This is a genomic window from Rhodoferax sp. SPJ21, from assembly GCF_058216335.1.
Map to the genome: position 1 here is coordinate 157,133 of NZ_JBYZMO010000005.1, position 11,929 is coordinate 169,061.

At 59.5% G+C, this 11,929-nt stretch carries 9 protein-coding genes and 1 pseudogene; all 10 read left to right on the forward strand.

Annotated features, from left to right (window positions below; translation table 11 throughout):
* The first annotated feature begins 29 nt into the window (after positions 1-29).
* The 10 genes and pseudogenes from AC4BBN_RS21740 (at position 30) to AC4BBN_RS21785 (ending at position 11,921) form a co-directional block, all read left to right on the forward strand.
* A complete protein-coding gene (locus tag AC4BBN_RS21740; protein ID WP_490594118.1) occupies positions 30-1,382 on the forward strand; it encodes a type VI secretion system Vgr family protein in 1,353 nt (450 codons plus the stop codon).
* A gap of 522 nt (positions 1,383-1,904) precedes the next feature.
* Positions 1,905-2,900 (forward strand): hypothetical protein, encoded by a 996-nt coding sequence (locus AC4BBN_RS21745; protein WP_490594119.1) that lies wholly within the window; start codon positions 1,905-1,907, stop codon positions 2,898-2,900.
* Positions 2,901-3,031: 131 nt separating this feature from the next.
* Entirely contained in the window at positions 3,032-3,961 is a 930-nt protein-coding gene (locus tag AC4BBN_RS21750; RefSeq protein ID WP_490594120.1) for a branched-chain amino acid ABC transporter permease, read from the forward strand.
* The gene (locus AC4BBN_RS21755; protein WP_490594121.1) at positions 3,951-5,111 is read left to right on the forward strand and encodes a branched-chain amino acid ABC transporter permease; all 1,161 of its coding nucleotides are present in this window, start codon (positions 3,951-3,953) and stop codon (positions 5,109-5,111) included. Before AC4BBN_RS21750 ends, AC4BBN_RS21755 begins: the two co-directional genes overlap by 11 nt.
* Positions 5,108-5,863 (forward strand): ABC transporter ATP-binding protein, encoded by a 756-nt coding sequence (locus AC4BBN_RS21760; RefSeq protein WP_490594122.1) that lies wholly within the window; start codon positions 5,108-5,110, stop codon positions 5,861-5,863. The genes AC4BBN_RS21755 and AC4BBN_RS21760 overlap by 4 nt, the downstream gene beginning before the upstream one ends.
* Positions 5,863-6,567 carry an ABC transporter ATP-binding protein gene (locus AC4BBN_RS21765; RefSeq protein ID WP_490594123.1) on the forward strand — a complete coding sequence of 235 codons (705 nt, stop codon included), beginning with the start codon at positions 5,863-5,865 and terminating at the stop codon, positions 6,565-6,567. Before AC4BBN_RS21760 ends, AC4BBN_RS21765 begins: the two co-directional genes overlap by 1 nt.
* Before the next feature lie 90 nt (positions 6,568-6,657).
* Positions 6,658-7,974, forward strand: coding sequence for a lactonase family protein (locus tag AC4BBN_RS21770; protein WP_490594124.1), 1,317 nt, complete (start codon positions 6,658-6,660; stop codon positions 7,972-7,974).
* 212 nt (positions 7,975-8,186) lie between these two features.
* Positions 8,187-8,527: pseudogene (locus AC4BBN_RS21775) on the forward strand (transposase domain-containing protein); the annotation flags it as partial.
* 127 nt (positions 8,528-8,654) lie between these two features.
* Positions 8,655-9,572: a hypothetical protein gene (locus AC4BBN_RS21780; protein ID WP_490594125.1), complete on the forward strand. Its 918-nt coding sequence runs from the start codon at positions 8,655-8,657 to the stop codon at positions 9,570-9,572.
* A gap of 249 nt (positions 9,573-9,821) precedes the next feature.
* Positions 9,822-11,921, forward strand: a complete 2,100-nt coding sequence (locus AC4BBN_RS21785; RefSeq protein ID WP_490594126.1) for a 3-hydroxyacyl-CoA dehydrogenase NAD-binding domain-containing protein — start codon at positions 9,822-9,824, stop codon at positions 11,919-11,921.
* Positions 11,922-11,929: the final 8 nt, after the last annotated feature.

The window sequence follows — 11,929 nt, forward strand, 5'->3', positions numbered from 1 at the left end:
CGATACACATCTACACAGCTACACAGCACATGACCGCGCTCAGCACCATCGCCAGTCTTGGCCCACTCAGTGGCGTATTCAGCAGCATGCTCGACAGCTGGGGCCAGTCCGACCGTTTGCTGCGTCTGCACACCACGCTGCCGGGGCAATTGCTGCTGGCCGAGCGCCTACACGCGGTTGAGTCCCTGTACCCCGGCAACCTGGGTCTCCAAAATGAAGCTGGGGCCAGCCTAGCCGCAGACGCCACGTTCTGCGGCACCCGATTGCACATCCGCTGCCTGAGCCAAGACGCCCAGCTCGACCTGTCCACGCTATTGGGCCAGCCCGTGCTGCTGGAGCTGCTCACCGATGCCAGCCGCACCGACCTACGCCCCTTTCACGGCCACGTCACCCGGGTAGACAAGCTAGGCGCCAACGGGGGATTCGCCCGCTACCAGCTGACGGTAGAACCCTGGCTGGCCTTTCTGGCGCAGCGCCAGGACAGTGCCAGCTTCCAGGACATGCAGGTCTTCGACATCCTGGACTCCATCTTCCAGGACTACCAGGGCCAGGGTGCTCTGCAGCCGCAGTGGCGGTTTGACATCGCAGACAAGTCCGCGTACCCCCAACGCAGCCTGACCACCCAGTACCAGGAAACCGACCTCGCCTTCATCACCCGGCTGATGGCCGAAGAAGGCCTGTTCGCCTGGGTAGAGCACACTGGGGATGCGGACAGCCCCGCGCTGGGTGCCCACACCGTGGTGATCGCCGACCACAACGGCGCCTTCAAGCCCAACGCCAGCGCCGAGGTTGCCTTCACCCAGCCCGGCGCCGTCATGCAACGAGACAGCATCGACCGCTGGCGCAGCCGCAGCAGTTGGCAGGCCCGCACCGTACAACTCAGCACCTGGGACTACCGCGGCGGCACCAGCCGCCCCGAGCGGGCTAGCAGCACCGGCAAGGCACAGTCTGACGCCGATGACGCCACCGGCAGTATTCCCCTTGCCCACCGGGATGCTCCCGGCGCCTACGCCTTCGAGACACCGACCCAAGGCCAGCGCATGGCCCGCAACCAGCTGCAAGCCCTGGACGTCGCCCGCCAGCTCTATACCGGAGCCGGCACCGTACGCAGCTTCGCACCCGGCACCCACTTCGTACTCAGCGGCCAGGCAGATTTATCCACCTTGTTGGAAGAACCCTCTGAGGACGAACGCCGCTACACCTTGCTGCGTGTCGTCCACCTGGCCCACAACAACCTCAGCGCAGACCTGCGCGCCGCAGTCGAGCTGCGCTTAGGAGGAGAATGGGATGAAGCCTCGGGGATAACTACAAAATCAAATGCCCAATCGGCCTCTAGTGCAGGTAATACCGGCGCGAGCAGCTATCTATTTAATAGCCTGTAAGAGGAGTTGAATGACACATGGGCAGGCACATCGGCAACGACAAATCGCTGTACCCCAACCGCGTAGACGCCATAGGGCCCGCCAAGCACTGCCGCGCTCTATGGCGGTCTCGCGATCTTTCGAATGTGCCAGGAAGTTTGGGTTGACTTTGTGGAGAGCTACTTCGACCGCCCCGCCATCACCATCCTCCTCTACAACGCCTGTCAGATGTTTTTTGTGTGACATACACCCTTTCAACAAGTAGCATGAAAAATCCGCAGAGCCCTACGCCGCTTGAGTGAAAAGTGATCTGAAAATAGCAGGCTGTTGTACCAAGGTACGGCGTCTAGGAATGCACTGCAAAACTCAGGTGAGGATGCGGTGGCGCGGAGTCGCAGTTATGAACCGGATATGTAACGCCGCATACTGCCCGAGTCCGCAGGGAATTCTGCGAAGCGACCCTAGAGCATTCCAGTTACTTTCTACCGAATGTGGCTTCGCCCATCATTTTCAGCAACCCGATATTAAAACTAGGAAAAAATGATGCCGCCTGTTGTCTCGAATGCTTCTACCAAGTCAGCGAAGCTCCATGCGCGACGTTGGCGGCGTTGGCTGGTTTTTCTGCTTGCCGGAGTCGGGACATTAGCGCTGGGCCTTATTGCCATCGTTGCGGTGACACGTCCAGATCAGGCCGCGCCGGTGCATTTTTCAGCTGACGACACGATTGACCAAATCATGCTGAGCACCTACGGCAAGTATTCCGATACCAAGCAAGCATGGATGTATGTTGCTGAAAACGGCTTGAACTACGCCGTACGTGTAGTACATCGAGCCAAGATGGTAGATGCGGAAGGTCATGAAGAGCTCTATTTCATGGCCTCCGGTAGTTCAGTTCCGCCTGGGAACGGCGCAATTACCGGAGCGTTCAAAGTTATACCGAATCCAGACAAGCCCGACGGCACACTCATGCAGATAAGTGATCCCCGACATGTGCTGGGAGACGCCGCGCTTGCGCCAGAAGACATTCATTTTGAAGCGCTCAGTGACAAGACCTATGGCTGGGTGGTCAAAGAGAAGCACGATTGGGTGCGTGACGGCGAAGGTGAAAGTGTCAGCGAGACGTGGAACGTCGTACTGGTCCCCAAATCAGACTCAATTGCTACGGTAGCTCGTTTTCGTGCCGTGAAACGTAACAAGTTGAGTATTGACTGTGCAGCAGCCGAAACACGCTATGTGAATTGGAAAACGCAGCAGGCTGCGTATTTAGAAAAAGCGAAGGCCCCGACGCCTCCGGCATCTGCCGGTCAAGAGGGCGAGACAGATGAGGACTCACCTGAATACGACGAGGACAACGCGCCCTTGCGCTGTAATGATGCAACTTTCAGCTACCGAACCGGGGAGGTGCCTGAAGACGGATTTGTCACATTCACTGTGACTGGCGGCGGGCTTATAGATGGCCAACAGCAGCCCTCCAAATCATGGAAATTGGTGTTTGACCATAAGAGCTTTGTGTACCGCGTGCCAGCGGAATTGGAATAGCCGAGCGCGGTGGAGCGCAGGCTTAGAAACTTGCCTTCACCGTACATGCGATCTGCCCGTGCAGCCATAAAAATATCCATCGCCAGCTACACTTCCGCCCCACCGCACCGCGCGGCATCCCCTGGAAGCGCATGGAGTTTTTCACCCTATCTTTGTTGAACGGCCTGGCCTACGGGCTGATGTTGTTCATGCTCAGCGCAGGCTTGACGCTGGTGTTCAGCATGATGGGGGTGTTGAATTTGGCCCATGCCAGTTTCTACATGCTGGGGGCGTATCTGGCCTTTAGCTTCACGCAATGGCTCGGTTTTTGGGCGGCTTTGGTGTTGGCTCCTGTCATAGTGGGTTTGCTGGGTGCGGTTTTTGAAAAGTTCATATTGCGCCGCATCCATGCCCATGGGCATATCGCTGAAATGTTGGTGACATTTGGGTTGAACACGGTGCTGATCGAACTGGTGCAGTTGGTCTGGGGCAGGGGGCCGGTGGACTACCGCATTCCAACCCAACTGGCAGGGCCTTTGTTTTACGTATGGGGTACGCCGTTTCCAGCCTACCGTGGTTTCATGGTGCTGGTGGCTTTGGCCATGTTGGGTGGGCTCTGGCTGGTACTGGCGCGCACCCGGATTGGCCTGGTGGTGCAGGCTGCGCTGACGCACCCGGATGCGGTGCAGGCCTTGGGGCATAACGTGCCACGGGTGTTCATGGGGGTGTTTGCTGGCGGTGCTGCGCTGGCCGGTCTGGCGGGTGTGGTGGGGGGCAATGCTTTTGTGACGGAGCCGGGCATGGCTGCCACCGTGGGCTCCGTCGTATTTGTGGTCGTGGTGGTGGGCGGCATGGGGTCTTTGAAGGGGGCCTTTCTGGCGTCTTTGCTGGTGGGCATGCTCCAGACATTGGCTGTGGGCATTGATGCGCCGGTACTCGGATGGCTGGTGGATACAGGCACCTGGGGTGATGCCTTGTGGCGTATCAAGGTCAGCCAGATTGCGCCACTGTTGCCGTATTTATTGCTGGTGATCGTTTTGCTGGCCAGACCGCATGGGCTGTGGGGGCGACGTGCTGACTAAGGCCTTGGCGTGGGGCGGCGCGGCGGCGCTTCTGCTGGTGTCACCGTGGGTGTTCCACAGCAGCCTGGGCCAAAGTTTGCTGACGCAGATGGGCATTGCCGCCATCGTCTGCCTCAGCTACAACATTTTGCTGGGGCAGGGCGGCATGCTGAGTTTTGGCCATGCGGTGTATGCCGGGCTGGGTGCATTTGCCGCCATGCATGCACTGAACCTGGCGCTGCTGCCGGTCAGCCTGGTGCCTTTGTTGGGTGGGGTGGCCGGGGCTGTGCTGGCCTTGCTGCTGGGCTGGATGAGTGCGCAGCGCTCGGCTACCACGTTTGCCATGGTGACACTCGGTCTGGGCGAGCTGGTGGCGGCAATGGCGTGGCTGTTCCCCGTGATCTTTGGCGGCGAATCAGGCCTGGCTGGCAACCGCGTGCAGGGCGCCGCGCCCTGGGGCATCAGCTTCGGTCCGCAAATCCAGGTGTACTACCTGGTGGCGGCCTATACCGCCGGCTGCACCGCGCTGATGTACTTCTTTACGCTGACCCCGCTGGGCCGCATGCTGAATGCCGTGCGCGACAACGCCGAACGCGCCGAGTTTGTGGGCTACAACGCCCGCCGCGTGCGCTTCATAGCGGTGGTGGTGGCGGGCTTTTTCGCGGGTATTTCCGGCGGCTTGGCGGCCTTGCACTTCGAGATCGTGACGGCCGATGTGCTGGGCAGCCAGCGCTCGGGGGCCTACCTTTTGTTCACGGTGCTGGGAGGCACGGGCTTCTTTTGGGGGCCGGTCATTGGCGCAGTTTTGATGGTGCTGTGCTTTGTGTTGCTGAGCACCGTGACCAAGGCCTGGCTGCTGTACCTGGGTGTGATGTTTCTGGCCATGGTGGTTGTGGCGCCAGGGGGTATCGCCAGCCTGCTGGTGGCGCACCGGCTGCAGTGGCGCCGGTGGCCGCGTTATGCGGCACTCACACTGTGTGCAGCGATAGCCCTCGCGGGCTTTTCCATGTTGGTAGAGATGGCCTACCAGCTGCAACTGCAGTCTTCGCTGGGGCCCGAATTACGCTGGATGGGCTTGCAACTGGACGCAAGCCGCTGGACTGGTTGGTTGGGCGCTGTGCTGGCGATGCTGGGGGGCGGGGGCATGTTCATGGGGGCACGGCGGCTATGACGGCACCCGTACCTGCGCTGGAGCTGCAAGAGCTGCGTAAGAGCTTTGGCCCGGTGGACATCATCCGGGGTGCCAGCCTGGCCGTGGCGGCAGGCGAGCGGGTGGCGCTGATCGGCCCCAACGGTGCGGGCAAGTCCACCTTGTTCAACCTCATCAGCGGTAAGCATGCGCCAGACAGCGGCCGTGTTCTGCTGCAAGGCCAGGCTATTCAGGGAAAAACACCTTTCCAGATTTACCGCGCAGGCCTTTCTCGCAGTTTCCAGGTCAGCAATGTATTTGCGCGGCTCAGTGTGTTCGAAAACCTGCGCTGCAGCGTGTTGTGGAGCCTGGGCTATGGCTACAGTTTTTGGCGCCGCCTGTCGGGCCTGAAGGACGCGAACGCCCTAGCAGAGCACTGTATGACCCAGGTACGGCTCAGCGCCAAACGCGATGTGCTGGCCGGCGAACTGGGCTATGCCGAGCAGCGTGCGCTGGAGCTGGGCATCACCATCGCCGGCGGTGCCCACACGGTTCTGCTGGACGAACCCACAGCCGGCATGGGGGCCACCGAGAGCGCCCATTTTGTCCAGCTGATACGCGATGTGACCCAGGGCAAAACGCTATTGATAGTGGAGCACGATATGCAGGTGGTATATGCGCTGGCAGACAAAATAGCTGTGATGGTGGCGGGGCAGATCATTGCCTGCGACACACCGGCCGCCATACGCGCCAACCCACAGGTGCAAGCCGTCTACCTGGGGGGCGCGGCCTGATGTTGCAGGTACGCCAGCTCCATGCCTACTACGGCCACAGCCACGTGCTGCAGGGCGTGTCGTTCGACCTGCGACCGGGCGAAATCGTTGCTCTGCTGGGGCGCAATGGTGCGGGCCGGTCCACCACGGCCAAGGCGCTGATGGGCCTGGTGCGTAGCGAAGGCTCTGCCATGTGGATGGGCCAGGAGCTGCTGGGGCTGCAGCCGTTTCAGATTGCGCAGCGCGGCGTGGGCTATGTGGCCGAAAGCCGCGACATCTTTCCGCGCCTGAGCGTGCAGCAGAACCTGTTGCTGGGCCAAAAGTCTACCGGCCCTATAGATTCCAAAGGCCCGTGGAATCTGGATGCCATCTACCAGATGTTTCCCCCGCTCCAAGCGCGCCAGCATGCACCTGGCGGCGTGCTGTCTGGCGGCGAACAGCAGATGCTGGCCCTGGGGCGCACCCTGGTGGGCAACCCACAGCTGCTGCTGGTAGACGAGCCCACCGAAGGCCTTGCGCCGCAGCTGGTGGCGCAAATGGCCGCCAGGCTACAGCAGTTGCGCAGCCAGGGCATGGCGATTTTGTTGGTGGAGCAAAAACTGGCGATTGCACTGGACATTGCAGACCGTATCTTGCTGATGGGGCGAGGGCGCATCGTGTTCGAAGGTACGCCGCAGCAGTTGCGGGCAGACGCGCCCCTACGCCGCGAGTGGCTGGAAGTCTGAAAACCGTGCTGCAAACCAGACACCAATTGACAAATAACTTTATACGTGGGTGCTACTGTCGTTTCCATAAAAGAAACTACGGAGTGAGCTTTGAACACACAGCACCGCAATGGCCTACCATTTTTAATTACCTGCGCCACGGTTGTCGCCTTGGCTTCCTGCGGGGGCGGTAGCAGCGACGACACCGCATACACGTTGGCCGGCACGGTCAGCGGCTTGAGCACCAGCGGGCTGGTGCTTGCCAATGGCTCGTCCTCGCTGGCGGTGGCCTCGGGTGCCACCAGTTTCACGTTTAGCAACAGCATGACGGGCAGCTATTCGGTCAGCGTAGCGACGCAGCCCGACGGGCAGACCTGCGTGGTCAGCAATGCCAGCGGCAGCGGTGGCAGCAATGTGTCCAGCGTGGTAGTCACCTGCCGTAGCTATGTCGCCTTTACCAGCAACTGGTACAGCGGCAGCTTGGGCGAATTCAGTGTGGGCAGCACAGGGGCCTTGGCAGCGCAGTCGCCGGCCACGCTGTCCACCAACACCTATCTACCGTCGAGCATCAGCACCAGTGCCGATGGCAAGTTTGCTTACGTCAGCTTCCAGAACAACAAGGCCATCGGCGTCTACAGCATCTCGGCCAGCACCGGGGCCTTGAGCCTGGTGGGCACCGGCAGCGCGGATAGTGCAGGGTACGGCCTGGCCATCAGCCCCGACAGCAAATACCTGTACGCCGCCAACTACGGTAGTGCCACGGTATCGCAGTTCACCATCGGCTCCACCGGCGCCTTGACCGCCATGTCCACGCCCAGCGTGGCAGCAGGCGTGAACCCCTACGCGGTGGCGGTCAGCCCGGACGGCCTGTACGCCTATGTAGCCAATGCCAGCGGCAACAGCGTGTCGCAGTACAGCATTGGCAGTACCGGCGCACTCACCGCCTTGTCACCGGCCACAGTCAGCCTGAGCTCGGTAGGCAACACGCCGCAGGCGATCGCCATTACGCCAGACAGCAACTACCTTTACGTCACCCTATCGGACAGCGCCAAGCTGGCCCAGTTCAGCATTGGCAGCGGCGGCTTGTTGACGGCCTTGTCGCCGGCCAGTGTCAGCACCGGCACCTCGCCCAGCGGCATCGTCGTCAGCCCCGGCGGGCGCTATGTCTATGTGGCGAATTCGAGGGACAACACCGTATCCCAGTACAGCAGCTCCAGTGGCAAGCTGACCGCCATGGCGACCCCCACGGTGGCCACCGGAACCGGCCCCAGCGGCATGGCCGTGTCCCCCAACGGCAGCTTGGTGTATGCGGCCAACTACAACGATGCAACGGTCACATCGTTCAGCGTAGGCTCCAGTGGTGCGTTGACTTCTTTGGGTACAGCGTCCACCAACGGCTCGGGGCCCAGCGGCATTTCGGTGCGCTAGCCTCGGTAGCTCAAGTTAGCTTTTCGTCCTGATACCGTTCTAGCTGGCGGTTCGTGTACGCTGGCTTCTTGTGCGCCCTAGAGCCGAAGTCTACGATTGCCTCGCTCAGCAGATAATTGCAGCTGGGTGAATTGCCCATGTTTTTTGGGGGACCCAAATCTCTGAGCGAATTCGTCAATCGCGACGAAGTCGACACCGGTGCTAGGACTGGCACCATGCGAACCGACTTCGTAATCGACGCTCTGGAGCAGGCCTAGTACGCTAAGCAGCGTGAGCCCAATGGAACATTGACCCATTATTCGGACAACGGCTCGCAGTACGTTGGCGCCCGTTACATTGAGAGACTGGCCAAAGCCCGAATTGCTCCCTAGTGGGTAGCAAAGGCGGCAGCTACGACAACCCTTGGCCGAAACGATCAACAGCCTGTACAAAACCGAGCTGGTCCATAGCTGAGCCTCCTGGAATCAGTGGAGCTGGCAACCCTTGAAAAATAGGCGTCCTAGTTTAACCACCATCGACTATTGAACCCATCGGGTACGTCCCGCCCGCATAAGCTGAGGCAAACTACTATAGACAACTCGCCAGTCAGACCATCACTGCGGCAGCCTGATTTAAACCAACTGGCCTTCGTGAAATCCAGGACTACTGATTGCAACAGCATTATCCAGGGAGTATTAATAGTGACAGTATCGGACAAGAACCGGATCAAGTTTGCCTATTTCAGCCCGAACTGGGCCATTGAAGTGGGAGATCGTGATGTCTTACGTGCTACGGCAGAACATATACAACCGACTGAGTACGAACAGCATATGGCGAATCACCTTTATTGCCCAAGCTGCTTCACAAACCTGTCACGTACACCCTCAGATGCGCTCTTTTTCACCAACGGGCGTAAAGCGTGTTTTAAACACTGGCCGTCCTTCAAACATGTGCCTTGTGATCTTCGTTCCCCACTTAGCGAAGGTAAAAACTACCTCAATGAAGAGGAGGCAAAGCAAGCCATCGAAAACCATGAACTAGTAATCGTCAGTTCGTTTCTTACCTCCCAACCAACTACCCAAGGAATCCAAGCTGCCCCATACGACCAATCCGCAATAGAAGATATAGCGGGGCCTGTCGAGGACGTTGCAATCGGCCGACACACCGGCGATGTCTTCCGGCTACCAACACGTCTCACCACAGTGAGGGGGCTGTGCCGAAACTTTAACGACAACTTGTATCGGTACTATTTGTTCCCAGGGTACAAGTTACCTATGCGGCTTATTGATGCACTTATTGACGTAGCCAGCCTTACAGATGTGGATGAAACTCCGCGTCTATATTTTGGAAGAATTAAACGCTTTATTATTCCTGCGACGCAAATTACCCCGCAAAGCAAGCGTATGACTTATTTGCAGCATGATCCTTCGGTCAAAGATTTTGTTTTTAAAAACTCCATAAAAACGCAGTCTGAAAAGGGAATTGATGACAGTTCACTTGGTCGAACCATTCTCTTTTGGGGAAAGGTTGAACAAAGCGGTTTGGGTTTGGCATTTGAGCGACTGCAGTGGGGGGAGTTCGCCCTATTGCCCGAAAAATATACGTCTCTTCTAAGGTGAGCTTACGACTGGCTGAGATGTCGCCTCTGTAAATTTGACGGGGTTTTAACTGGGTGCCAAAGTGAACATCAAAGCACCGAAACCTGCGTAATATTTTTTGTCAAATGCAATACAAAAACATATCAACGCGTGCGGGGCGCTATTAGAGACTTGTCTGTCCCGACTGGGACAAACCAGTGCATGCGCTGACATGCACGGGGCCTAGAATTTAAATCGCACGATCGTTCGATTTAAACCTGAGGTTCCCCCATGGCGGCGCACTACCAAGTTCACGGCGACATTGCCGTAATAACCCTGAACAACCCACCGGTCAACGGCCTGGGCCTGGCAACCCGCCGCGCCGTGACCGATGGCTTGGCGCAGGCGAATGCCGATGATGCCGTTAAGGCCATTGTGCTGACCGGCGCCGGCAAGGCGTTTTCTGGTGGGGCCGACATCAAGGAATTTGACACGCCTGAGGCCCTGCGTGAGCCGAATTTGCTGAGCATGATTCTGGCCATCGAGCACTCGGCCAAGCCGGTCGTCGCGGCCATCCATTCGGTCTGCATGGGCGGCGGGCTGGAGACCTCTTTGGGCTGCCACTACCGCATCGCCGCGCCTGGCTGCAACGTGGCTTTGCCTGAGGTCAAGCTGGGCCTGATTCCGGGTGCCGGTGGTACGCAGCGCCTGCCGCGCGTGCTCGGCGTGGAGGCCGCGCTGAACATGATCGTCAGCGGCGAGCCGGTGAAGAGCGAATTGCTGGCATCGCTGCCAGGCCAGAAGCTGTTCGACAAGCTGGCCGCATCGTCTGATTCGCTGATGGAAGAAGCCCTGGCTTTCGCCCAGTCGATTGTCGATGTGCGGCCCCTGCCGCTGGTGCGTAACCTCCAATGCAAGCACCCACAGGGCGATGCCTATTTCCAGTTCGCCCGCAACATGGTCAAGGGCATGGCGAAGAACTACCCGGCGCCGCTGAAATGCGTGGACGCGGTCGAGGCCGCCACCAAGCAGAAGTTCGACGCTGGCATGGCCTTCGAGCTCAGCACCTTCTTGAACCTGATGTGGACGCCCGAGAGCAGGGCGCTGCGGCATATCTTTGCGGCAGAGCGTGCAGCATCCAAAATACCGGATGTGCCCGCAGATACTGCTCAGCGCGCTATCAACAGCATAGCAATCATCGGCGCTGGCACCATGGGCGGCGGGATTGCGATGAACTTCCTGAACGCCGGCATTCCGGTCAAGCTGCTGGAAGCCAAGCCTGAAGCCCTGGAGCGCGGCCTGGCCACCATCCGCAAGAACTACGAAGCCCAGGTGACCAAGGGCAAGCTCAAGCAAGACAAGCTGGACCAGCGCATGGGCTTACTCAGCACCACGCTGAGCTACGACGACCTGGGCGATGCCGACATGGTGATCGAAGCCGTGTTCGAAGACATGGGCGTGAAGAAAACCGTGTTCCAGGAACTCGACCGCGTGATGAAGCCCGGTGCCATATTGGCGTCGAACACCTCCACGCTGGACCTGGACGAAATCGCCAGCTTCACCCAGCGCCCGCAGGACGTAGTGGGCACGCATTTCTTCAGCCCGGCCAATGTGATGAAGCTGCTGGAAGTGGTGCGCGGCAAGGCTACGGCCAAGGACGTGCTGGCCACGGTGATGGCGCTGGGCAAAAAGATCAAAAAGACTGCGGTGGTGTCCGGCGTGTGCGACGGCTTCATCGGCAACCGCATGATCGAGCAGTACGGCCGCCAGGCCGGCTTTCTGCTGGACGAAGGCTGCACGCCAGCCCAGGTGGACAAGGCGCTGGAGAAGTTCGGCATGGCGATGGGCCCGTTCCGCATGGGCGACCTGGCGGGTAACGACATCGGCTGGGCGATACGCAAGCGCAAGTATGTGGAGCAACCGGGCATGAAGTACAGCAAGACGGCGGATCTGCTGTGCGAACTGGGCCGCTTTGGCCAGAAGACCGGCGCAGGCTGGTACGACTACCAGGCCGGCAAGCGCGACGCGGTGCCGAGCGCGCTGGTCGAAAAAATTGTGGCGGACCACCGCGCATCACTGGGCATCACGCCGCGCAAGATCAGCGATGAAGAAATCGTGCAGCGGCTGGTGTACGCCATGGTGAACGAGGCCGCACACATCCTGGAGGAGGGCATTGCCTCCAAGGCCGGCGATATCGACATGGTGTATCTGACAGGCTACGGCTTCCCCATCTACCGCGGCGGCCCCATGCATTACGCCGACCAGGTGGGCCTGTTCAACGTGGTGCAGGCCATGCAGCGCTTTGCACAGAACCCGCTGGACGATGCTGCTTTCTGGACGCCCGCGCCGCTCTTGGCCAAGCTGGCCGCCGAAGGCAAAACCTTCAACTAAGGACAAGA

Excerpts from the sequence above, each read along its gene's own strand:
- AC4BBN_RS21740 (WP_490594118.1), top strand. The coding sequence starts at position 30 with ATGACCGCGCTCAGCACCATCGCCAGTCTTGGCCCACTCAGTGGCGTA.
- AC4BBN_RS21745 (WP_490594119.1), top strand. The coding sequence starts at position 1,905 with ATGCCGCCTGTTGTCTCGAATGCTTCTACCAAGTCAGCGAAGCTCCAT.
- AC4BBN_RS21750 (WP_490594120.1), top strand. The coding sequence starts at position 3,032 with ATGGAGTTTTTCACCCTATCTTTGTTGAACGGCCTGGCCTACGGGCTG.
- AC4BBN_RS21760 (WP_490594122.1), top strand. The coding sequence starts at position 5,108 with ATGACGGCACCCGTACCTGCGCTGGAGCTGCAAGAGCTGCGTAAGAGC.
- AC4BBN_RS21765 (WP_490594123.1), top strand. The coding sequence starts at position 5,863 with ATGTTGCAGGTACGCCAGCTCCATGCCTACTACGGCCACAGCCACGTG.
- AC4BBN_RS21785 (WP_490594126.1), top strand. The coding sequence starts at position 9,822 with ATGGCGGCGCACTACCAAGTTCACGGCGACATTGCCGTAATAACCCTG.